Here is a 23,455-nt window from a genome sequence, read left to right as displayed (position 1 = left end):
AAAAATAATTGAGAGGCTAGGACTTTTGTCCCAGCTTCTTTTACTTGTTTGCTAGGATGAGAGTCTTAGGAGATAGGAGATTCCGTCCTATTTATCGGAAGAAATCGCTTAAAGCTACAGGAAAAGCTAGCAATTTCATCTAAAAAGTGATAAAATAAACAATGTAAGTGGGATTAACCCCACAAAAATTTATAGGAGGCCTATAACAAATGGCAATCGTTTCAGCAGAAAAATTTGTCCAAGCAGCTCGTGACAATGGTTATGCAGTTGGTGGATTTAACACAAACAACCTTGAGTGGACTCAAGCTATCTTGCGTGCAGCAGAAGCTAAGAAAGCTCCAGTACTTATCCAAACTTCTATGGGTGCTGCTAAATACATGGGTGGTTACAAAGTATGTAAATCCCTTATTGAAAACCTTGTAGAATCAATGGATATTACTGTACCAGTTGCTATTCACCTTGACCATGGTCACTACGACGATGCTCTTGAATGTATCGAAGCTGGTTACACTTCAATCATGTTTGACGGTTCACACCTTCCAGTTGAAGAAAACCTTAAATTGGCGAAAGATGTCGTTGAAAAAGCTCATGCTAAAGGTATCTCAGTAGAAGCTGAAGTTGGTACTATCGGTGGTGAAGAAGACGGTATCATCGGTGACGGTGAATTGGCACCAATCGAAGACGCTAAAGCAATGGTTGCTACAGGAATCGACTTCTTGGCTGCAGGTATCGGTAACATCCACGGTCCTTACCCAGCAAACTGGAAAGGTCTTCACCTTGACCACTTGCAAAAATTGACTGAAGCTGTTCCAGGATTCCCAATCGTATTGCACGGTGGATCAGGTATCCCTGATGATCAAATCCAAGCAGCGATCAAACTTGGTGTTGCGAAAGTTAACGTGAACACTGAATGCCAAATCGCATTTGCAAATGCTACTCGTCAATTCGTACGTGAATATGATGCAAACGAAGCAGAATACGACAAGAAGAAACTCTTCGACCCACGTAAATTCTTGAAACCAGGTTTCGAAGCAATTACAGCAGCTGTTGAAGAACGTATCGACGTATTCGGTTCAGAAGGCAAAGCTTAATTAAAAACAGGAAAGCAAGGTCTCATGTGGATCTTGTTTTTTTGTATGGGAAGGTTGCTTCCGGGATTTAATTTTTGTACAATATGGCTATGAAAAAATTCAAACAGTGGAGCTGGATCGTTTTTGTTTTTCTTTTGCTCTTTTTAGGTGCTACATTTATCTTTCATCAATTCAGTTTGCGAAGAGAAAGTAAGCTACTCACTCCCATTGGTCAACAGGTCACGGTCAATGGACATCGAATGAACGTCTCTGTTAAAGGAGAAGGATCTGAAACGATAGTATTTCTTTCAGGTGCAGGTATTGCTTCACCTATATTAGACTTTAAGAATCTAACAGATTCCCTATCCAAAAAATACAAAGTAGTCGTCGTAGAGCGGGCTGGCTATGGTTTTAGTGAAGATAGTGATCAATCAAGAGATGTGATGACGGTTCTTTCTGAGACCCGTCAAGCTTTGTCTCAAGCCGAAGTTTCGGGGCCTTATGTGATTGTTTCTCATTCAATGGCTAGCCTTGAGAGCCTTGCTTGGCAAGAAAAATATCCTAATGAAGTGAAAGCCTTGGTTGGCCTGGATTGGGCATTACCAGCAAGTTATGAGGATTTAAAGGATAATCAGGCCTTGCTTACTGTGGCTTATTGGAGCAGTAAGATTGGCTTATTACGCTATTTCCCTGAGTCCTTTTATATAAAAAATCCAACTCTGACTGAAACTGAACGACAACAATATAAATTACTAGCATATAAGCAGTTGATGTCACAAGCCATGCTTCATGAATCCCGTTTGGCAAAGGAAAATGCCAAGAAAGTTCCATCTAGCATTAATCCGAAAATTCCAGCCTTACTCCTGGTTTCTAACGGTGAAGGCACGACCTTTAGCCAATCAGAGTGGCAACGTTATGCAGAGAGATTTGCAAGCGACCAGTCTAATGTTCAAGTCGACTATATGGATGCGCCTCACGACCTCTATCATTATCAAAGCGATGCTATTGTTTCTCGTATTAAAGAATTTTTAGAGAATAATTGAGGGCTTAAAAATCCATTGAGACTGATGATAATAATTAAATGCTGAAGGATTAACAGTAGAATCGTTAATTTTCTCGATTAAAAAAATTCTTTTTCTTAACAATAAGCCTGCCCCTAAGGGCAGGTTTTTTGGTGTCTAAAGGAAACTATTTAACAGGATTTTTGATTAAAAGTTTCATTTTAAGAGAGAAATCTCTAATTTCATAATCTATAAGCAAACGCTTGCATTCCTTTTTTTATTGGATTATAATAGGTTGGTATAAAGCCTTCTGTAATAATATTTAGAAAGTGTAGAAAGTAAGGATTTAGAATATTTGTAGTCAAAAATACAATGTTGCTTCTTACGATAGGGAGATAGATATGGCAATGATAGAAGTGCAACATCTTCGGAAAAATTTTGTGAAGACAGTTAAGGAGCCGGGGTTAAAGGGAGCCTTGCGCTCCTTTATTCATCCTGAAAAGCAGACCTTTGAAGCGGTCAGGGATTTAACTTTTGAAGTTCCAAAAGGGCAGATTTTAGGATTTATCGGGGCAAATGGTGCTGGGAAGTCAACCACCATCAAAATGCTGACAGGAATTTTGAAGCCCACATCTGGCTTTTGTCGGATTAACGGCAAGATTCCCCAGGATAATCGCCAAGATTATGTCAAGGATATTGGAGTCGTTTTCGGACAACGCACCCAGCTATGGTGGGATTTGGCTCTGCAAGAGACCTACACGGTTTTGAAAGAGATCTATGATGTACCGGACTCGCTTTTCCATAAGCGCATGGACTTTTTGAATGAAGTTTTGGATTTGAAGGAATTTATCAAGGATCCTGTGCGGACTCTTTCACTAGGTCAACGGATGCGGGCGGATATTGCGGCTTCCTTACTTCACAATCCCAAGGTTCTCTTTTTAGATGAGCCGACTATTGGTTTGGATGTGTCGGTCAAGGACAACATTCGTCGGGCCATTACTCAGATTAATCAGGAGGAAGAGACAACTATTCTCTTGACTACTCACGATTTGAGTGATATTGAGCAACTCTGTGATCGGATTTTTATGATTGATAAGGGGCAAGAGATTTTTGATGGAACGGTTAGCCAGCTCAAGGAGACCTTTGGAAAGATGAAGACTCTCTCTTTTGACCTGACGCCAGGTCAAAATCATCTAGTCTCTCATTATGAGGGCTTGCCTGATATGTCCATTGATAGACAAGGAAATACTCTCAATATTGAATTCGATAGTTCCCGCTACCAGTCGGCCGATATTATCAAGCAAACCTTATCTGATTTTGAAGTCCGTGATTTGAAGATGGTAGATACAGATATTGAAGATATTATCCGTCGCTTCTATCGAAAGGAGCTCTAAGATGGTCAAATTATGGAGACGTTATAAACCCTTTATCAATGCAGGGATTCAGGAGTTGATTTCCTATCGAGTCAACTTTATTCTCTATCGGATTGGTGATGTCATGGGGGCTTTTGTGGCCTTTTATCTCTGGAAGGCAGTCTTTGACTCCTCCCAGGAGCCTTTGATTCAGGGCTTCAGTATGGCAGATATCACTTTCTACATCATCATGAGTTTTGTGACCAATCTTTTGACCAGGTCTGATAGCTCCTTTATGATTGGAGATGAGGTTAAGGATGGCTCCATTATCATGCGTTTGCTGAGACCAGTGCATTTTGCGGCCTCTTACCTTTTCACCGAACTTGGCTCCAAGTGGTTGATTTTTATCTCTGTTGGACTGCCATTTTTAAGTGTCATTGTTTTGATGAAAATCTTATCTGGGCAAGGTATTGTAGAAGTGCTGGGATTAACTGTCCTTTACCTTTTTAGCTTAACCCTAGCCTATCTGATTAACTTTTTCTTTAATATCTGTTTTGGATTTTCAGCCTTTGTGTTTAAAAATCTATGGGGTTCCAATCTACTCAAGACTTCCATAGTGGCCTTTATGTCTGGAAGTTTAATTCCCTTGGCTTTCTTTCCGAAAATCGTTTCAGATATTCTCTCCTTATTGCCATTTTCATCCTTGATTTACACTCCGGTCATGATTATTGTTGGGAAATACGATGCCAGTCAGATTCTTCAAGCACTTTTGCTTCAGTTTTTCTGGCTTATAGTGATGGTGAGCTTGTCTCAGTTGATTTGGAAACGAGTCCAGTCATTTATCACCATTCAGGGAGGTTAGTATGAAAAAATATCAACGCATGCATCTGATTTTTATCAGACAATACATCAAGCAAATCATGGAATACAAGGTGGATTTTGTGGTAGGTGTGTTGGGAGTCTTTCTGACTCAAGGCCTAAACCTCTTGTTTCTCAATGTCATCTTTCAACACATCCCCTCGCTAGAAGGTTGGACATTTCAAGAGATTGCCTTTATCTATGGATTTTCCTTAATTCCAAAGGGATTAGATCATCTCTTTTTTGACAATCTCTGGGCTTTAGGTCAACGGCTAGTTCGAAAAGGGGAGTTTGACAAGTATCTGACTCGTCCTATCAATCCTCTCTTTCACATCCTCGTTGAGACCTTTCAGATTGATGCCTTGGGTGAACTTTTGGTCGGTGGCATCTTACTAACGACAACGGCGACTAGCATTGCTTGGACTCTTCCAAAATTCCTGATTTTTCTAGTTTGTATTCCTTTTGCGACCTTGATTTATACTTCCTTGAAAATTGCTACAGCCAGCATCGCTTTTTGGACCAAGCAGTCAGGTGCCATGATTTACATTTTCTATATGTTTAATGATTTTGCCAAGTATCCTATTTCTATTTACAATTCGCTCCTTCGTTGGTTAATTAGCTTTATTGTACCTTTTGCCTTTACGGCCTACTATCCTGCCAGCTATTTCTTGCAGGACAAGGATGGACTCTTTAATATTGGTGGTTTGATTCTGATTTCCCTTGTTTTCTTTGTTATTTCCCTCAAACTTTGGAACAGGGGATTGGATGCCTACGAAAGTGCTGGTTCGTAAGAGGTAAAGTAAGACTAAAATCAAGAAAGGAACTTATGATGTTTGTAATTAAAGAAGTCAAGGGTGAAGATCAAAAAATGGCAGTTGTCGCTGAGATTTTAAGGGATTTGCCAGAATGGTTTGGAATACCAGAAAGCACGCAAGCCTACATTGAAGGAGCTAAGGATTTACGAGTTTGGGCTGCTTATCAAGAAAGTGATGTAGTAGGGTTTATAAGTTTATCATATTCGAGTGAAGTGACTGTCTAGGCGTGAAAAAATCATTCCAAGGTCAAGGAATTGGAAGGGAATTAATTACGACTATAGAAAGAGAAGCAGTCAAACAAGTGGGCTACCTACAGGTCAAAACAGTCGCAGAAGGTTCAAATAAAGATTATGACCGAACAAATGTCTTTTATCGCAGTCTTGGTTTTAAAAAATTAGAGATTTTTCCGCAACTATGGGATCCACAGAATCCATGTCAGATTCTGATTAAAAAGATCAACTAAAAGTGCTTGACATCCGCTATCAGAGTGCTATACTAAGAAGGTAACCGCCGATTTAGCTCAGTTGGTAGAGCAACGCACTCGTAACGCGTAGGTCACAGGTTCGATCCCTGCAATCGGCATAGGAAGAGACTGCTACAGTCTTCGATGAACAATAAAAGAAACTGCTTTGAAGGAGCAAGACGACGAATGATGGTGATCACATATTCGTTCGGTCTCGCTCTTTTTTTTGACCGCATAGGCACCTTTTTTGACCACTTAGTCAAAAGTCCTTGTCGCCGTTGGGGCTCTCTGCTATCATAGAATCATCAAAGGAAGAAATACTTCCGAATATTGAAAATGAGGTATATGATGATGAAAAAACTACTCGGACTGGGATTTATTCTTGCTGCTTTTGCGGTTGTCACAATGGGAATGGTTGGTTTTCCAAAGCTCGATGTGAATATCTGGCCCCTATTCCCCGTTCTCTTATTTGCATTCTTTACACTTGAAAATCTCTTGAAAAAAGATTACAAGGCAAGTGTTATCTGCGCCTTGATCGCATTTATGATCGCAAATGCGATTTACGATGTCCTGCCGGTTTCAAATGGTCTGGTCATCACAGCAGGTGTGCTCGCTTGCGTAGGTCTTAGTTTTCTTTTACCGGATAAGGAAAGTAATAAATAAAGAAAGGAGGCTGGGATAAAAGTCCTAGCCTCTCAATTGTCTTTGGATTGTAGAGTAAGACGCAGTGGTTGAGTGGGCTCTACTACGCTGATTTCATCAGCTTTTACAGCCCTACTCAACTGTGCGGAGGTGGGACGACGGAATCGAATTCTAACGAATTACCGATTTCTGTCCCACTCTCTCTTTTACTTCTCAAAAATGACCTCTTGATGGGGAAAACGTGCCACTTACTGAAAAGCCCTTGTTTTGTTTTCAACAGCTGTTATAATGGTACTATCAAAACGTTGGGAAAGGAGTTTTATGAAAGTTAGAATCGAATTGGATCCATCTATGGACGAGCCTGAGATCTTGATTCGAGCTCCGCGCTTGACCCCGGAGTTGACCCAGCTGCAAGAGAGAATCCTCGAACAAAAGGTTGCTCCTTTGGCCTTTTACAAGGATCGAAGTGAGTATTTTCTGGATGTGGCATCGATCCTCTTTTTTGAGACGGACGGGGAGAAGATTTTTGGGCACACCAAGGACGAGGCCTATGAGGTTAAGCAGAAGCTCTATGAGTTGGAGGAGCTGCTTCCCATCGCCTTTTGTCGGATATCCAAATCCACCATTGTCAACGCAAAGCAGATCTATTCTCTAGAAAAGTCTTTTTCAGGAACCAGCACGGTCAATTTCTATCAGACCCATAAGCAGGTTCACGTATCCAGACGCTACTATCAACTCTTAAAAGAACGACTAAATGAAATGAGGTAATATCATGAGAAAAAAATTAATCGGAGTATTCTTAATCCTTTTAGCAGCCTTAATCCTTTTACAGGGCTATTTTGTAAAATGGGACATCAGTATCTGGACCTTGGCTTGGGTCACCTTGCTTGCCGTCCTGTCCCTCTCTAGTTTCTTAAAACGCCATTTTGGTTGGGGCTTCATCTATGGACTTTTAGCCCTCTTTTGTCTCAATGGGCAATACCATTTCCTTCCGGTGTCCAATTCAGTTGTTATCCTTTCCTCAATTCTCGCTGTGATTGGGCTCAACATTTTGTTTAAACCCTCTAAGAAAACAAAAGCCCGCCTAGCTTCCTATTCTGCTGGATCCATGAATAAGTCGGATGGCAATGACATCGATGTCACTTTTTCAACAGTGACAAAATATCTCAATGACCAACACTTTACCCGCGGAAGTGCAGATGTGAGTATGGGAGAAGCATCGGTTTATTTTGACAATTGCCGTATTGAAGGTCCTTCTGCTCAGTTTGTTGTCGATGTTTCCCTTGGGAGTCTGAGCCTCTATGTACCAAGCGATTGGCGCGTCCATGTAAATGTGGATAATTCTCTATCAGCGATCCAGCATCAGGAAAATCCAAGTACTCTGACAAGCAAGGATTTCTACATTACGGGCGATGTTTCCTTAGGAAATCTGGAAATTATCTATGTTGGAGCGAATTCGTTTTCTTAAGTCGGAAATGAAAAACTTTGGCCAAAAGCTTGCCAAGAGAGATTTTTTTTGGTAATATAGTACGGTATGTGGTGCTAGCACATCCGTTATATTAGATCTAATAGGAGGAAACACAGAAATGGCTAAAGTATGTTATTTCACAGGTCGTAAGACTGTATCAGGTAACAACCGTTCACACGCTATGAACCAAACAAAACGTGCCGTAAAACCAAACCTTCAAAAAGTAACTGTCCTTATCGATGGTAAACCTAAAAAAGTTTGGGCTTCAGCTCGTGCATTGAAATCTGGTAAAGTAGAACGCGTTTAATAAAGAAAGAAGGCTGGGCATAAAGTGTCCAGCCTTCGCTTTTTGATAGGAATAGTAGCATGACGCAGTGGTTGATTGGAACTACTCATGTTTGAAACATTCGTACTTCCTAATCAACTGTGCGGGGGTGGGAATACGGACTCTTTTGAACGAATCGGAGTCCTTTCCCACTCCCTTTTCTTTTTCTCTAGAGACAGCTGTCACAGCGGGAGAAGAATAATCCCTACCCTTTTACAGCTGATCTCTTTTATGGTAAAATAGAATATAAAATACTTTTGAGGTAGAAATTATGACAGTAAAAATCAATACAAAGGACGGTCAAATTGAATTGACTGATGAGGTTATCGCAACTGTTGTAGGCGGTGCCGCTACTGAGATCTTCGGTGTGGTTGGAATGGCCAGCAAAAATGCGATCAAAGATAATTTCCAAGCCCTCCTAGGGAAAGAAAACTTCTCTAAAGGTGTTGTTGTCAAAACAACGGAAGCAGGAACTATCGCAGTTGATGTTTACACTGTTTTGAGCTATGGAACAAAGATTAGCGAAGTCTCAAAAAATATTCAAGAACGTGTGAAATTTAGTTTGGAAAATCAACTTGGAATCACTACGGATACTGTGAATGTCTATATTCAAAATATCAAGATTGTGGGAGAATAATCGTGGCTAATATTACTACAAGTTTATTTCAAGAAATGGTTCAAGCGGGGGCTACGCGCTTAAATAAACAAGCGGAATATGTAAACTCTTTGAACGTCTTTCCTGTACCAGATGGAGATACAGGGACTAATATGGGAATGACCATCGAAAATGGGGCCAAAGAAGTATCTGACCGTTCTGCATCAACTGTTGGAGAAGCAGCAGGAATCTTTGCTAAAGGTCTCTTGATGGGTGCGCGTGGGAACTCAGGAGTTATCACTTCTCAATTGTTCCGCGGATTTTCTCAAAGTGTCAAAGACAAAGAAGAATTGGATGGAGCAGCGCTTGCAGCAGCCTTCCAATCTGGGGTAGAAGTTGCTTATAAAGCCGTTATGAAGCCAGTTGAAGGGACTATTTTGACGGTTTCTCGTGGAGCAGCCATTGGGGCTAAGAAAAAAGCAGAATCTACTAATGATGCAGTAGAAGTCATGCGTGCAGCTCTTGAAGGAGCTAAAACAGCTCTTGCGAAGACTCCAGATATGTTGCCAGTCTTGAAAGAAGTTGGCGTGGTAGACTCTGGTGGTCAAGGTTTGGTCTTCATCTATGAAGGATTCTTGTCAGCTTTGACAGGTGAATTCATCGCTTCTGAAGAGTTCCAAGCAACACCTGCAACCATGTCAGAAATGATTAATGCAGAACACCACAAGTCAGTCGCTGGCCATGTGGCTACTGAAGACATCAAGTTTGGTTACTGTACAGAAATCATGGTCGCTTTGAAACAAGGTCCAACCTATGTCAAAGACTTCGATTATGATGAATTCCGTAACTATTTGAACAACCTTGGGGATTCCCTATTGGTGGTGAATGACGATGAGATTGTCAAAGTTCACGTCCATACAGAAGATCCAGGTCTTGTCATGCAAGAAGGTCTTAAGTACGGAAGCTTGGTCAAGGTGAAAGTCGACAACATGCGTAACCAACACGAAGCGCAAGTTGAAAAAGAAGAACGTCAAGCCAAACCAGTTGAAGAAAAAGAATATGCCATCATCGCAGTAGTTGCTGGTGAGGGATTGGCTGATATCTTTAAAGCGCAAGGAGTTGATTACATCATCTCTGGTGGTCAAACCATGAACCCATCAACAGAAGACTTTGTCAAAGCGGTTGAAGAGTTGAATGCGCGCAACATCATTATCTTGCCAAACAACAAAAATATCTTGATGGCGGCTCAATCTGCAGCAGAAGTGATTGATCAACCTGCAGCAGTTGTTGAGACCAAGACTATCCCTCAAGGATTGACTAGTCTTCTTGCCTTTGATGAAAGCAAATCGATCGAAGAAAACTACGAACGCATGAGCGCTTCATTGGGTGATGTTGCGTCTGGTAGTGTGACAACAGCGGTTCGCGATACCACTATTGATGGGCTTGAAATCCATGAAAATGATAATCTTGGAATGGTCGATGGCAAAATCGTTGTTTCAAATCCAGATATGATGGAAACCTTGGAAGAAACATTCGCTCATATGTTGGATGAAGACAGTGAAATTGTGACCATCTATGTCGGTGAAGACGGCAGTGAGGAGTTGGCAAATGAATTGGCCCAAGCCCTTGCTGAAAAATACGAAGATGTAGAAGTAGAAATCCACCAAGGTGGCCAACCTGTCTACCCATACTTGTTTAGTGTAGAATAATTGAACAGAAGGTTCCTTTCGGAACCTTTTTTTGTATATAGAAAAACGAGGAGATTCCCTATGAAATCAGCGTGATTCAGAGGGATTGAGACTGAAGCGACCCCTACACGGAAGCTTTATTCGTGAGAAAAAGGGGTTTCTGCAAAAAGTCTCAAATTCATCAGTTTTTTATTCAAATTGAAGAGCTTGAAAAGAGGGGGAAATGGTTTGAGCAGTGGAGTTTTTAGACAAGAAAGACGCGATATGTTATACTGGTATCAGTATGTGAAAGGAGAGTTATAAAAATGAAGAAATTTTTTGTAACCCTTGGGCTAGCCATTTTGGTATTGACTGGTTGTTCGCAATCCCAAACAAAGAAAACTACAACCGCTAGCTCATCTAGCAGTTCCTCTGTTAAAAAAGAAGTAAAAAATGAAGAAAAAACCACAACCTTAGTAGGAGATATCAATGGAACAAAACACCGGGATATCATCAAGTCTAAGGGAGATAAGGTTGAAAACCTTCGCATCGAAGTGACGGCCAATCTGCCCCAACAACTTGGGACCATCGCAGCAGAGAAGTCACCTGAAGAGCTCACAGCAGCTATTCAAGCTTTGCTGGAGCAAAATGAAGACTACAAGAAGCTAAAAACCGTTCCCGGTTTTAGTTTGGAATACACAGTCACACCAGAAAAGAAATTGCTCTCAACCAGTGTGATTGACCTCAACCAAATTGACGCCAAGTCTCTTGAAGAAATTTCTTACTTCAAAGATGCTGGTCTCAATGATTTGAAAAACATGAAGGCGGATGCCTTGGTGAAGGCCTTGAAATTGCATGGCATGAAAGAAGAAGGCCAGTAAGAAGAATAGAAAAAGTCGAGTGGAGTCACTTGGCTTTTTTTAGTGACTTTTGTCATGTGAGCCAGTGACAAAATTATCTAGTGGCTGTTATTTTCTTTCGCTATAATATAGTCAGAAAGTAAGAGGTAAGGAAAAATGAAACAATGGTTCTATAAAGTGTTTACGTTAACAGTGGTGGGAATGGTCATCTATTTGATCTTTTCAAAGGATGATAGCCTCTATTACCATTTCCCTTGGGAATTATTTGCTGGGCTTGGTATCATGAGCTGGGCGGTTCAAGAAGGATTGAAAATGATCAAGTCTGTTAAAAAGGAAATGGAGCAATGAAACAAACGGGAGTGACCTTGGTTGTTTTTGTCATCATTCTGGCCGTTTAAGGCTGCTTGAAAGGAGAGTATCATGAGCGTCATTAGAGTAGAGAACTTGAAAAAAAGTATCAAAGGAAAAGTAATTTTAAAAGATCTTTCTTTTGTAGTTGAACAGGGGGATTGTCTGGCCTTGATCGGGCCAAACGGAGCTGGGAAAACAACCTTGATGAACTGTCTGCTGGGAGATATGAAGGCGACTTCTGGAACTATTGAAGTAGAGGGAAAAGCTCCTGGTCATCCTCAGTTAAAGGCTAGTGTCTCTTATCTCCCTCAAGAGAATGCCATCGTGCAAAAGCTAACCGTGCAGGAACTGATCAGTTTCTTTCGCTCCATTTATCCCAACCCTTTAACGGTCAATGACATCGATGATTTATTGCGTTTTACTCCAGAACAAAAGAAGCAATTAGCCAGTAAGCTGTCTGGTGGGCAAAAGCGTCTTTTATCCTTTGTGTTGACCTTGATTGGTCGTCCTAGCTTACTTTTCTTAGATGAGCCAACTGCGGGAATGGATACGTCCACTCGCCAACGCTTCTGGGAGATTGTTGGGCGTTTAAAGGAAGAAGATGTGACCATTGTCTATTCTTCCCATTACATCGAGGAAGTAGAGCACACGGCTGATCGAATTTTGGTCTTGCATCAGGGGCATTTGCTTCGGGATACGACGCCACTAGCTATGAGAAGCGAAGAGGTAGAAAAACATTTCACCTTGCCTTTGCGTTACCAAGTGCTAGTGGCAGAGATGGAAGGCGTTGGTGAAGTGGTCATTAAACCCGATGCTCTTCAGGTTGTGACACACGATGCCAATCGTTTGTGGAGTCGCTTGCAAGAAGAAGGATGTTCGATCCAAGAAATCGAAGTAACCAATCGAAGTTTATTGGATTCTATTTTTGAAAATACAAAGGAAGTAGGTAGAGAAGATGAAACGCATGAAAGCTCTCGGCGTGGTTGAGTGGCATTTGACCAGTCGCCAAGCCATTTATTACTTGTTATCAATTGGGATGCCTACGGCCTTTTATCTCTTCTTTTCAGGGATGTACCAGGATACACCAGGGGCCCCCGCTCACTTTATGAGGGATTATCTTCTCTCCATGACGGCTTTTTCCATGATGTCTACGGCTATCTTTTCTTTTCCAACGGTTCTTGAAACCGATCGCCTCAATAATTGGCAAAAAGTCTTGCGCCATACCCCCGTATCTATGGTAGAATATTATCTAATAAAGGTTGCGGGTCTCTTTGTAGACTTTCTCCTATCCATTGGGGTCGTCTTTACCGTGGGTCATGTGGTGCGGCATGTGAACATGTCTCTACAGGATTGGGTCTTAGCGGCCTTCCTTCTCATCCTAGGAAGTCTAGCTTTTGTAGCTATCGGTCTGGTCTTGACCTTGCTTCCTTCCAGTCAATTGATGTCGGTTGCGGGCAATCTCCTCTATATGGGACTGGCTGTCATGGGTGGCCTATGGATGCCCATTAGTGTCTTTCCAGAATGGATGCAAGCTATTGGCAAATGCCTGCCAACCTATCAATTGATGGAACTGATCAAGACCTTTTTAAATAAGGGGCAGGTCAATGGCTTTGCTAGTCTCTATTTAACCTTGTTTACCTTGGTCTTGTTTACCCTTGTCATCGTCTATCGTCGTCATTCTGAGGTTCGTTCATGATTGAAAAACTCAAGCGTATTCATTATATGTTTTACGCTAGCCTAGTCTTTATGGGATTCCCATTTATCTCTATTTTATTGGGTGAGGTTCCCTACTGGCACTTCTTTTTAGCCCTCTTGTTTATTGCTTCCTATCTAGGAATCTTGATTACTGAAAACAAAAAGCTGATCTGGATTTGTTGGCTGTACCTCCTAGCCTATGTAGCAGGAAATACTCTTTTTATTAATGCCAACTATTTTTGGTTTTATTTCTTCATCAGTAACCTGTTGGTCTATCACTTTGAGATTCGCAATTTTCGCTCTCCTTATCTTTGGACAGTATTTCTATCGCAATTCCTACTTTTTGGAGTTATCTTTTTCAAACAGAATGCGATGGAGTATGAATGGGTATTTTTAATCATCATTTTCTTCTTTACCCATGCCATGACTTACGGCATGGTTCGGATTCGGATGATGGAAGAGTTGAAAGCTGACCATGCCAAGCAAAATGCCCAGATCAATCTCTTGCTGGCAGAAAACGAGCGCCATCGGATTGGCCGTGATCTACATGACAGTCTGGGCCACACCTTTGCTATGCTCAGTGTCAAGGCAGACCTGGCTGATCAATTCTTAGCATTGGGTCAGGTTGAGAAGGCGCAGGAGCAGGTGCAAGAGATTCAAGCCATTAGTCAAGAGTCCATGCACCAAGTCAGAGAGATTGTGGAGAACTTGAAGCAGCGAACCCTGGTAAGAGAGCTGGAAACCGTCAAGCAAATGCTAGAAGTGGCGCAAGTCAAAGTGGAGATCCAAAACAATCTCGATACAGCTAGCATCTCGCCGGTCCTAGAGTCTGCTCTGGCCATGGTGTCTCTGGAACTAGCCACCAATATGATCAAACATGCCAAAGCGACGCAAGCCCTTCTCACTTATCGCTCCACCGAAACAGGGGTGGAAATGGTCGCAGAAGACAATGGTATCGGCTTTGATAAGGTCTCGGATAAGGACCTGCACTCGATCCGCGAACGGATTGCCTTGCTGGGAGGAGAGCTGGATATCAGTCATCAATACAAGCCGACCCGCATAGAAATACGGATCCCCTATCAAGAAAGGAAATAAGATGCGCTTATTAGTTGCAGAAGACCAAAGTATGTTGCGCGATGCCCTTTGCCAGCTCTTGCTTTTGCAAGAGGATGTAGAAGAAGTCTTGCAGGCTGGAGATGGGCAAGAAGCCATTCGCTTACTCGAAACCCATCCAGTTGATATTGCTATTTTAGATATTGAGATGCCTATCAAAACAGGACTAGAAGTGTTGGAATGGGCCAAAAGTCAACAACCCCAGCTCAAGGTTGTCATCGTTACCACCTTTAAACGACCGGGTTACTTTGAGCGGGCCCTCAAGGCTGGAGTCGATGCCTATGTCTTAAAAGAACGTCGCATTACAGATTTGATGGCAACACTTCATACGGTTTTGGCAGGGCAAAAAGAATATTCTCCTGAATTAATGGAGGGAATCCTAACCCATCCCAATCCTCTAAGCTCTCAGGAGCAAGCGGTCCTAAAAGAAGTTGCAAAGGGAGCTTCTAATCAAGAAATTGCTGATCGTTTATTCCTCTCAAACGGGACCATCCGCAATTATATGTCAGCCATTCTGACCAAGTTGGATGCGGAAAACCGGACCGAGGCGGCAAAGATCGCCCAAGAAAAGGGTTGGTTATAAGGAAGAAAAGTTTCTAGGATTTCCTAGAGACTTTTTTCTGATAGACGTAGCATTTTTAGAAAAACTCTCATTCTTCGGATTTGAATAGAAAATTCAGAAAATTTACTATTTTTCCTTGAAATATTTTCTAAAAATGGTATGATAGTAGCATGCTAATTTGATATACAAAGTACTGGAAAGGAGAGACATGGAGAAAATTACCTTAGAAACTGCGAAAACCGGTTCAGAGCTCGTTCTTGAAACCCTGCGTGATTTGGGCATTGACACGATTTTTGGTTATCCTGGTGGAGCGGTTTTGCCTTTATACGATGCCATCTATAGCTTTGAGGGTATCCAGCATATCTTGGGTCGTCATGAACAAGGATGCTTGCATGAGGCTGAAGGCTACGCCAAATCAACTGGAAAGCTGGGTGTCGCAGTCGTCACTAGTGGACCGGGGGCTACCAATGCCATTACAGGGATTGCAGACGCCATGAGCGATAGCGTTCCCTTACTAGTCTTCACTGGCCAAGTCAATCGTGCTGGGATCGGGAAAGACGCCTTCCAAGAAGCGGATATCGTGGGAATTACCATGCCCATCACCAAGTACAACTATCAAGTACGTGAGACGGCAGATATTCCGCGAATTATCACCGAAGCTGTCCATATTGCGACGACCGGCCGTCCTGGTCCGGTGGTAATTGACCTTCCAAAGGATGTGTCTGCTTTAGAGACAGATTTCATCTATGAACCAAGTGTGAAGCTTCCAAGCTACCAACCTACCATTGAACCCAATGAATTGCAGATCAAAAAGATTTTGAAGCAATTGAGTAAGGCTAAAAAACCAGTTCTTCTTGCTGGTGGTGGGGTAAGTTACGCTGGAGCGGCAAAAGAGTTGATTGCTCTAGCAGAGCGCTATCAGATTCCAGTAGTGACCAGTCTGTTAGGTCAAGGAACGATTGCAACCAGTCATCCTCTTTTCCTAGGGATGGGAGGAATGCACGGATCCTTCGCAGCTAATATTGCTATGACAGAGACAGATTTCATGATCAGTGTTGGTTGTCGATTTGATGACCGTTTAACAGGGAATCCAAAGACTTTCGCTAAAAATGCTAAGGTTGCCCATATCGATATTGATCCCGCAGAGATTGGGAAGATCATTGCCGTTGACATTCCTGTCGTTGGCGATGCAAAGAAGGCCTTACAGCAGTTGCTAGCAGAGCCGACGGTTCATAACAACACAGAAAAATGGATCGAAAAGGTGACCCAAGATAAGAACCGGGTTCGTTCATACGACAAGAAGGAACGGGTTGTGCAGCCACAAGCTGTGATTGAACGCATCGGAGAGTTGACCAAGGGGGACGCTATTGTCGTCACAGACGTTGGACAACACCAAATGTGGGCAGCTCAATACTATCCTTACCAAAATGAGCGACAATTGGTGACATCTGGTGGTCTAGGAACAATGGGATTCGGTGTTCCTGCAGCTATCGGAGCGAAAATTGCCAATCCAGATAAAGAAGTTGTTCTCTTTGTCGGAGATGGTGGTTTCCAAATGACCAACCAAGAATTGGCGATCTTAAATATTTATAAGGTTCCGATCAAGGTCGTTATGCTCAACAACCACTCGCTTGGGATGGTCCGCCAATGGCAAGAAGCCTTCTATGATGGTCGGACGTCAGAGTCAGTCTTTGATAGCCTTCCAGATTTCCAATTGATGGCGCAAGCTTACGGGATCAAGAATTATAAATTTGATAATCCTGAAACTCTTGAGAAGGATTTGGAAGTCATCACAGAAGATGCACCAATGTTCATCGAAGTAGACATTTCTCGGAAAGAGCATGTCTTACCGATGGTACCAGCTGGTAAGAGTAATCATGAGATGTTGGGGGTGAAGTTTAATGCGTAGAATGTTAACAGCCAAACTTCAAAACCGCTCAGGTGTTCTGAATCGCTTTACAGGAGTCTTGTCGAGACGTCAAGTCAATATCGAAAGTATCTCTGTTGGAGCAACAGAAAACCCTAATGTATCGCGGATTACCATTATCATTGATGTTGCTTCGCATGATGAAGTGGAGCAAATCATCAAACAGCTCAACCGCCAGGTGGATGTGATCCGTGTCCGGGATATCACGGATAAACCACACTTGGAGCGCGAAGTTATCTTGGTGAAAGTTTCTGCACCAGCTGAGAAGCGGGCAGAAATCTTGGCCATTATTCAACCTTTCCGTGCAACCGTGGTCGACGTAGCTCCAAGCTCGATTACTGTTCAAATGACGGGAAATGCAGAAAAGAGCGAAGCCCTCATTCGTGTCATTCGCCCTTATGGGATTAAAAACATTGCCCGCACCGGTGCAACCGGATTTACTCGAGATTAATTCTCGCCTTAACATTGTTAACCCCGCCTTAAAAAGGCAAATTAAAATAGAAAAGAGATTTTACTTATGGCAGTTCAGATGGAATACGAAAAAGATGTTAAAGTTGCAGCGTTAACTGGTAAAAAAATTGCTGTAATCGGTTATGGTTCTCAAGGACATGCACACGCACAAAATTTGCGTGACTCAGGTCATGATGTTATTATCGGTGTTCGCCCAGGGAAATCATTCGATAAAGCAAAAGAAGATGGCTTTGATACTTATACGGTGGCAGAAGCAACTAAATTGGCTGATGTCATCATGATTTTGGCACCAGATGAAATCCAACAAGAATTGTACGAAACAGAAATTGCGCCAAACTTGGAAGCTGGTAATGCGGTTGGTTTTGCGCATGGATTTAATATCCATTTCGAATTCATCAAGGTTCCAGCAGATGTCGATGTCTTTATGTGTGCTCCAAAAGGACCAGGTCACTTGGTACGTCGTACTTACACTGAAGGATTTGGTGTACCAGCACTTTACGCTGTCTATCAAGATGCTACTGGTAATGCGAAAGATATCGCTATGGGCTGGTGTAAAGGTGTTGGTGCAGCACGCGTTGGTCTTCTTGAAACAACTTACAAAGAAGAAACGGAAGAAGATTTGTTCGGAGAACAAGCTGTACTTTGTGGTGGTTTGACTGCCCTCATCGAGGCTGGTTTTGAAGTATTGACTGAAGCCGGTTATGCTCCAGAATTAGCATACTTTGAAGTTCTTCATGAAATGAAATTGATTGTGGACTTGATCTACGAAGGTGGCTTCAAGAAAATGCGTCAATCAATCTCTAACACTGCTGAATACGGTGACTATGTATCAGGCCCACGTGTAATCACTGAACAAGTGAAAGAAAATATGAAAGCTGTTCTTGCTGACATTCAAAATGGTAACTTCGCTAACGACTTTGTTAACGACTACAAAGCTGGACGTCCAAAATTAACTGCTTACCGCGAACAAGCTGCTAACCTTGAAATTGAAAAAGTTGGTGCTGAATTGCGTAAAGCAATGCCGTTCGTTGGTCAAAATGACGATGACGCCTTCAAAATCTACAACTAATTGTCTGTAGAAGACTAAGCAAGTTGGGACACCCTGGCTTGCTTTTTTCATCAAATCACAGCAACAGAGGTATGAAATGATAACAGCAAAAGATGTGGCTAAGGCCCATAAAATATTAAGTGGAGTCGTTGTCAATACGCCCCTTGAATACGACCACTATTTATCTGAAAAATATGGGGCAAAGATTTATTTGAAAAAAGAAAATGCCCAACGCGTTCGTTCTTTCAAGATTCGTGGCGCCTACTTTGCGATCTCTCAATTATCAAAAGAAGAGCGGGAACGTGGGGTAGTGTGTGCATCTGCGGGAAACCATGCGCAAGGGGTTGCTTACACATGTAATGAGATGAAAATTCCAGCGACTATTTTTATGCCCATTACGACACCGCAACAAAAGATTGGACAAGTCCGCTTCTTTGGTGGGGATTATGTAACAATCAAGTTGGTCGGAGATACTTTTGACGCTTCAGCGAAGGCAGCACAAGAATTTACACTTGCAGAAAAAAGGACCTTTATTGACCCATTTGATAATCCATTCGTACAGGCTGGTCAAGGGACGGTTGCCTACGAAATCCTTGAGGATGCTCGGAAAGAGTCGATTGCCTTTGATGCTGTCCTTGTTCCTGTCGGTGGAGGAGGCCTCATTTCAGGTGTTTCTGCCTACATCAAAGAAACGGATCCTCGGATTGAGGTCATTGGGGTAGAGGCCGAGGGAGCACGCTCCATGAAGGCGGCCTTTGAAGCAGGAGGCCCCGTCAAATTACCAGAAATTGATAAGTTTGCAGACGGAATTGCCGTACAAAAGGTGGGACAATTGACCTATGAAGTAACCCGCCAGCATGTGGAAACCCTGGTTGGGGTCGATGAAGGTTTGATTTCAGAGACTTTGATTGATCTTTATTCTAAGCAAGGGATCGTAGCCGAACCAGCGGGAGCTGCCAGTGTAGCATCCCTTGAAATCTTGCGCGAATACATCAAGGGTAAAACGATCTGTTGTATTATCTCAGGTGGGAATAATGACATCAACCGTATGCCTGAGATGGAAGAACGTGCCTTGATCTACGATGGAGTAAAACACTACTTTATCATCAATTTCCCACAACGTCCAGGTGCCCTTCGCGAATTTGTAAATGATATCTTAGGGCCAAATGATGATATCACGCGTTTTGAATACATTAAACGCGCCAGCAAGGGGACAGGTCCTGTCTTGATTGGGGTTACTTTGGCTAATAAACATGACTATGCAGGCTTGGTCAACCGTATTGAGCGTTTTGATCCGTCTTTCATTAATTTGAACGGAAATGAAACTCTCTATAATATGCTAGTCTGAATATCATACAGAAACAAACGACTATTTAAGCAATATATTTTGATGGAATATATTGCTTTTTTATGAAGACTTGTGATATGATATGCGTAAATTAAAAGGAGGAACTTTTTATGCCAGGATTTATTATCTTTGTTTTATTCTTGCTACTAGTTGCAGGAGTCATTGTGATCAGCTCACTATATGTGGTGAAACAACAATCCGTTGCCATCATCGAGCGTTTCGGACGTTATAAAAAAATTAGTGATAGTGGCATTCATATGCGAGCGCCTTTTGGCATCGATAAAATTGCCGCACGAGTTCAATTGCGCGTCTTGCAGAGTGAGATCGTGGTTGAAACAAAAACTCAGGATAACGTATTTGTCACCATGAATGTGGCGACGCAATACCGAGTGAACGAAAGCAACGTAAAGGATGCCTACTACAAACTCATGCGCCCAGAATCACAGATTAAATCATACATTGAAGATGCTCTTCGTTCTTCTGTGCCTAAGCTGACCTTGGATGAATTGTTTGAGAAAAAAGATGAAATCGCCCTTGAAGTTCAAAAACAAGTGGCAGAAGAAATGTCAACTTATGGATATATTATTGTTAAAACCTTGATCACCAAAGTTGAGCCAGATGCCGAAGTGAAACAATCCATGAATGAGATCAATGCAGCGCAAAGAAAACGCGTGGCAGCTCAGGAATTGGCAGAAGCAGACAAAATCAAGATCGTTACTGCTGCCGAAGCTGAGGCGGAAAAAGACCGTTTGCACGGGGTTGGTATTGCTGAGCAACGGAAGGCTATTGTCGATGGATTGGCAGACTCTATTAAAGAGTTAAAAGGTGCGAATGTAGACTTGACTGAAGAACAAATCATGTCTATTCTCTTAACCAACCAGTACTTAGATACCTTAAATAATTTTGCAGATAAAGAAGGAAATAATACGATTTTCCTACCAGCAAACCCAGATGGCGTCGAAAACATTCGTACACAAATATTATCAGCCTTGAAAGCAAAGTAAACTTTTTTTCATTTTTTAAAAAAGGTTCGTATTTTCAGCGATTTTAGTTGACAAAATGTGCAAAAAAATTTATATTAGTATTGGAAATAATAATATAGGAGAAAGATCATGGCTAAATCGAACTTTGAAAAAGTAGAATCAGTTGTTGGATGGGTGCGTGATAAGAAAATTACAGGTTATCGTATCAGCAAAGAAACAAACGCCCGTGAAATGTCTATCATTGCCTTGGCTCAAGGACGTGCAAAAGTGAAGAACATCTCGTTTGAAACTGCACTTGGATTGATTGATTTTTATGACAAAAATCATCAAAAATTCGAAGATTAATTTGTTATTCCAATTGAAAACCAGAGAGTGTGCTCTCTGGTTTTTTTCTATGCACAAAAGAAGAGGATGCACAAAAAAACAGCTTGCTTCCATACTGGTAAGCAAACTGTTTCAAGAGATTAATGCAAGAAGCGTTGAAGGAATTCCTTGGTCCGTTCTTCTTTGGGATTGCTAAAGATTTCTTTTGGATCTCCTTGCTCAGCGATGACACCCTTGTCCATGAAGATGACCCGGCTAGAGACATCGCGGGCAAATTCCATTTCGTGGGTTACGACAATCATGGTGAGTCCTTCTTTTGCAAGGTCCTGCATGATTTTCAAGACTTCCCCAACCATTTCTGGGTCTAGGGCAGAAGTCGGTTCATCGAAGAGAATGGCATCAGGATCCATAGAGAGGGCGCGTGCGATAGCGACCCGTTGCTTTTGACCACCTGAAAGTTGTTTCGGACGGGCAGCCCAATATTGAGATCCCATACCGACTTTTTCAAGGTTTTCTTTGGCAACTTTCTCTGCAGTTTCACGATCGCGCTTGAGGACGGTCGTTTGTGCAACGATGGTATTTTCCAAGACATTTAAATTTTCAAAGAGATTAAAGCTTTGGAAAACCATTCCCAATTTCTCGCGGTAGTGGGTAAGATCATACTCAGGATCAAGAACATTTTGTCCGCGATAGAGAATCTCTCCAGCTGTAGGAGTCTCTAGAAGATTGATGGAGCGAAGGAAGGTTGATTTTCCGCTACCAGAGCTCCCGATGATGGAGATCACCTCTCCTTTTTCAACCGTAAGGGAAATATCTTTCAAAACCTCATTTTGACCATAAGATTTTTTTAAATGTTGGATTTCAAGAATTTTTTCTGCCATTATTTCACCTCCTTGACTTGCATTTGATTTGCACCTGTAGTGTAAGTATCAGAATCTAAGCGACGTTCGATATAGCGAAGAATTCGTGTGATGGTAAAGGTGAGAACGAAGTAAATCACAGCGATGATCGTAAAGGTTGGGAAGTATTGGTAGTTTTGAGTTGCGACCGTATTTCCTGTAAAGTACAGTTCAACTACAGAGATAACATTCAAAACAGATGTATCCTTGATGTTAATAACAAATTCATTCCCTGTTGCTGGCAAGATATTGCGAACAACCTGTGGAAGGACGACCTTGCGCATGGTTTGTCCATGGGTCATTCCTAGAGCAGTCGCTGCTTCAAACTGACCTGGATCCACTGCTAAGATCCCACCACGAACAATCTCACTCATATAAGCTCCGGTATTGATTGATACGATAAAGATGGCGGCCCAGGTACGATCCAAGGAAATGTTGAAGGCTTGGGCGGAACCGTAGAAAATGACCATGGATTGAACGATCATCGGAGTTCCACGGAAGATTTCAATGTAGACATTGAGGAACCAACCAAAGGCAGTTTGGCATCCAGCAAGGAATTTATTTTTAGCCTTCGGAGCTGTCCGGAAGACACCGATTAACAAACCGATAATCAACCCAGCGATAGTTCCAGTCATAGAGATTAAGAGGGTCATTCCAGTTCCCCGTAAGAACTGTGGGCCATTATCCTTTAAAATCTTCATCATTTGGCTAAAGAATGTCTGCTTATCATCACTAGCATCACTGGAAGCTGGTTGCTTCTTAATCATATCATCCATGAGTTTGACTTGGTCTTCAGACGAAATCTTAGCTAGTGCGGCATTGACCTGGTCAATTCTAGTGTCACCCTTCTTCATCCCGATAGCGATAGTCGCATCTTCTTCCCCAACTTCAAATCCTTTTTTGAATTGAATCATCTTAAATTTAGAATTAGCGGACTCGGCGGTTAGGGCTTCGGGACGTTCAGAAACATAGGCATCAATAACACCCGATTCTAAAGCTTGACGCATCTGGGCAAAATCACCCATTGCAGTTTCTTGTTTCGCACCCTTGAGTTGGGAAATGAGAGAATAGAGGTAGACCCCTTGTTGAGAGGTGACCTTTGCATCCTTAAAGTCATCTAGACTAGTGGCGTTTGCATAGTTTCCATCTTTACGAACGAGCATGACCGGTTCACTGGTATAGTAGCTCTTGGAGAAGGCGACCTCTTTTTTACGTTCAGCGGTTGGACTCATCCCAGCGATAATCATATCGATTTTACCAGAAGTGAGGGCTGGAATTAAACCGTTCCAAGATGTTTTTACGATCAGAGGTTTTTTACCTAACTCCTCAGCAACTTTTTTGGCGATTTGCACATCGTAACCATTGGCATATTGGTTGGTGCCATCAATCTTTACGGCTCCATTTGAATCATCTTCTTGAGTCCAGTTGAAAGGAGCATACGCAGCCTCCATTCCAATTCGTAAATAGTCATCTGCATGAGCAATCTGTGTGATGCCTAGGCAAATGAAAAGCCCTGTTAAGAGCGCGAATAATGTTTTTTTCATTTTTTCTCCTCTTCCTTATTTTAACTCTTCCTATTGTACAGTAAAATGGGTTGCATTTCAAACATGGTCCTCTT

Annotated in this window: 25 protein-coding genes, 1 tRNA gene and 1 pseudogene; 25 read left to right on the top strand and 2 right to left on the bottom strand. The window is 42.1% G+C overall.

Features of this window, described 5'->3' with window-relative positions:
* Positions 1–209: 209 nt before the first annotated feature.
* From O3602_RS09680 to O3602_RS09560, 25 genes and pseudogenes are all read left to right on the top strand, one after another.
* The gene (locus O3602_RS09680; RefSeq protein WP_371611602.1) at positions 210–1,091 is read left to right on the top strand and encodes a class II fructose-bisphosphate aldolase; all 882 of its coding nucleotides are present in this window, start codon (positions 210–212) and stop codon (positions 1,089–1,091) included.
* 83 nt (positions 1,092–1,174) lie between these two features.
* Positions 1,175–2,113, top strand: a complete 939-nt coding sequence (locus O3602_RS09675; RefSeq protein WP_371611601.1) for an alpha/beta fold hydrolase — start codon at positions 1,175–1,177, stop codon at positions 2,111–2,113.
* Positions 2,114–2,472: 359 nt separating this feature from the next.
* Positions 2,473–3,465, top strand: a complete 993-nt coding sequence (locus O3602_RS09670) for an ATP-binding cassette domain-containing protein (protein WP_371611600.1) — start codon at positions 2,473–2,475, stop codon at positions 3,463–3,465.
* A gap of 1 nt (position 3,466) precedes the next feature.
* Positions 3,467–4,285: an ABC transporter permease gene (locus O3602_RS09665; RefSeq protein WP_371611599.1), complete on the top strand. Its 819-nt coding sequence runs from the start codon at positions 3,467–3,469 to the stop codon at positions 4,283–4,285.
* Position 4,286: 1 nt separating this feature from the next.
* On the top strand, positions 4,287–5,072 hold the full coding sequence (locus O3602_RS09660; RefSeq protein ID WP_371611598.1) for an ABC transporter permease: 786 nt from the start codon (positions 4,287–4,289) through the stop codon (positions 5,070–5,072).
* 38 nt (positions 5,073–5,110) lie between these two features.
* Positions 5,111–5,559: pseudogene (locus tag O3602_RS09655) on the top strand (GNAT family N-acetyltransferase).
* A 46-nt stretch (positions 5,560–5,605) separates the two neighbouring features.
* Positions 5,606–5,678: transfer RNA gene (locus tag O3602_RS09650), tRNA-Thr, on the top strand.
* 232 nt (positions 5,679–5,910) lie between these two features.
* The gene (locus tag O3602_RS09645) at positions 5,911–6,222 is read left to right on the top strand and encodes a hypothetical protein (RefSeq protein WP_371611603.1); all 312 of its coding nucleotides are present in this window, start codon (positions 5,911–5,913) and stop codon (positions 6,220–6,222) included.
* A gap of 300 nt (positions 6,223–6,522) precedes the next feature.
* A complete protein-coding gene (locus tag O3602_RS09640; protein WP_003004160.1) occupies positions 6,523–6,969 on the top strand; it encodes a LytTR family DNA-binding domain-containing protein in 447 nt (148 codons plus the stop codon).
* Between the two features lie 4 nt (positions 6,970–6,973).
* On the top strand, positions 6,974–7,669 hold the full coding sequence (locus O3602_RS09635; RefSeq protein WP_371611597.1) for a hypothetical protein: 696 nt from the start codon (positions 6,974–6,976) through the stop codon (positions 7,667–7,669).
* A 118-nt stretch (positions 7,670–7,787) separates the two neighbouring features.
* Complete coding sequence (gene rpmB / locus O3602_RS09630) at positions 7,788–7,976, top strand: 50S ribosomal protein L28 (protein WP_001140948.1); 189 nt, start codon at positions 7,788–7,790, stop codon at positions 7,974–7,976.
* Positions 7,977–8,265: 289 nt separating this feature from the next.
* Positions 8,266–8,631, top strand: coding sequence for an Asp23/Gls24 family envelope stress response protein (locus tag O3602_RS09625; RefSeq protein WP_003004393.1), 366 nt, complete (start codon positions 8,266–8,268; stop codon positions 8,629–8,631).
* A 2-nt stretch (positions 8,632–8,633) separates the two neighbouring features.
* Positions 8,634–10,298, top strand: coding sequence for a DAK2 domain-containing protein (locus O3602_RS09620; protein WP_049483528.1), 1,665 nt, complete (start codon positions 8,634–8,636; stop codon positions 10,296–10,298).
* 284 nt (positions 10,299–10,582) lie between these two features.
* Entirely contained in the window at positions 10,583–11,137 is a 555-nt protein-coding gene (locus tag O3602_RS09615) for an SP0191 family lipoprotein (RefSeq protein ID WP_061604942.1), read from the top strand.
* Between the two features lie 135 nt (positions 11,138–11,272).
* Positions 11,273–11,464, top strand: a complete 192-nt coding sequence (locus tag O3602_RS09610) for a hypothetical protein (RefSeq protein ID WP_037607299.1) — start codon at positions 11,273–11,275, stop codon at positions 11,462–11,464.
* A gap of 72 nt (positions 11,465–11,536) precedes the next feature.
* The gene (locus tag O3602_RS09605) at positions 11,537–12,454 is read left to right on the top strand and encodes an ABC transporter ATP-binding protein (protein ID WP_371611596.1); all 918 of its coding nucleotides are present in this window, start codon (positions 11,537–11,539) and stop codon (positions 12,452–12,454) included.
* On the top strand, positions 12,423–13,163 hold the full coding sequence (locus O3602_RS09600; protein ID WP_371611595.1) for an ABC transporter permease: 741 nt from the start codon (positions 12,423–12,425) through the stop codon (positions 13,161–13,163). Before O3602_RS09605 ends, O3602_RS09600 begins: the two co-directional genes overlap by 32 nt.
* Positions 13,160–14,257, top strand: a complete 1,098-nt coding sequence (locus O3602_RS09595) for a sensor histidine kinase (RefSeq protein ID WP_371611594.1) — start codon at positions 13,160–13,162, stop codon at positions 14,255–14,257. Before O3602_RS09600 ends, O3602_RS09595 begins: the two co-directional genes overlap by 4 nt.
* Before the next feature lies 1 nt (position 14,258).
* A complete protein-coding gene (locus O3602_RS09590; RefSeq protein ID WP_371611593.1) occupies positions 14,259–14,858 on the top strand; it encodes a response regulator in 600 nt (199 codons plus the stop codon).
* Positions 14,859–15,045: 187 nt separating this feature from the next.
* Positions 15,046–16,746 (top strand): acetolactate synthase large subunit, encoded by a 1,701-nt coding sequence (locus O3602_RS09585; RefSeq protein ID WP_371611592.1) that lies wholly within the window; start codon positions 15,046–15,048, stop codon positions 16,744–16,746.
* Positions 16,739–17,215, top strand: a complete 477-nt coding sequence (gene ilvN, locus O3602_RS09580; RefSeq protein WP_003010242.1) for an acetolactate synthase small subunit — start codon at positions 16,739–16,741, stop codon at positions 17,213–17,215. Before O3602_RS09585 ends, ilvN begins: the two co-directional genes overlap by 8 nt.
* A 66-nt stretch (positions 17,216–17,281) precedes the next feature.
* Complete coding sequence (gene ilvC, locus O3602_RS09575; protein ID WP_371611591.1) at positions 17,282–18,304, top strand: ketol-acid reductoisomerase; 1,023 nt, start codon at positions 17,282–17,284, stop codon at positions 18,302–18,304.
* Positions 18,305–18,380: 76 nt separating this feature from the next.
* Positions 18,381–19,631, top strand: a complete 1,251-nt coding sequence (gene ilvA / locus O3602_RS09570) for a threonine ammonia-lyase IlvA (RefSeq protein WP_003004336.1) — start codon at positions 18,381–18,383, stop codon at positions 19,629–19,631.
* 110 nt (positions 19,632–19,741) lie between these two features.
* Positions 19,742–20,635 carry an SPFH domain-containing protein gene (locus O3602_RS09565; RefSeq protein ID WP_371611590.1) on the top strand — a complete coding sequence of 298 codons (894 nt, stop codon included), beginning with the start codon at positions 19,742–19,744 and terminating at the stop codon, positions 20,633–20,635.
* 108 nt (positions 20,636–20,743) lie between these two features.
* On the top strand, positions 20,744–20,959 hold the full coding sequence (locus tag O3602_RS09560; RefSeq protein ID WP_003004771.1) for a hypothetical protein: 216 nt from the start codon (positions 20,744–20,746) through the stop codon (positions 20,957–20,959).
* A gap of 119 nt (positions 20,960–21,078) precedes the next feature.
* Here O3602_RS09560 and O3602_RS09555 read toward each other — a convergent pair whose 3' ends face one another.
* Positions 21,079–21,819: an amino acid ABC transporter ATP-binding protein gene (locus O3602_RS09555; protein ID WP_003010256.1), complete on the bottom strand. Its 741-nt coding sequence runs from the start codon at positions 21,817–21,819 to the stop codon at positions 21,079–21,081.
* A complete protein-coding gene (locus tag O3602_RS09550; protein WP_371611589.1) occupies positions 21,819–23,381 on the bottom strand; it encodes an ABC transporter substrate-binding protein/permease in 1,563 nt (520 codons plus the stop codon). Before O3602_RS09550 ends, O3602_RS09555 begins: the two co-directional genes overlap by 1 nt.
* Positions 23,382–23,455 lie beyond the last annotated feature (74 nt).

The organism is Streptococcus sp. 27098_8_186, from assembly GCF_041432055.1.
Lineage (GTDB): Bacteria > Bacillota > Bacilli > Lactobacillales > Streptococcaceae > Streptococcus > Streptococcus dentalis.
This window is presented reverse-complemented; position numbering and strand designations above follow the sequence as displayed.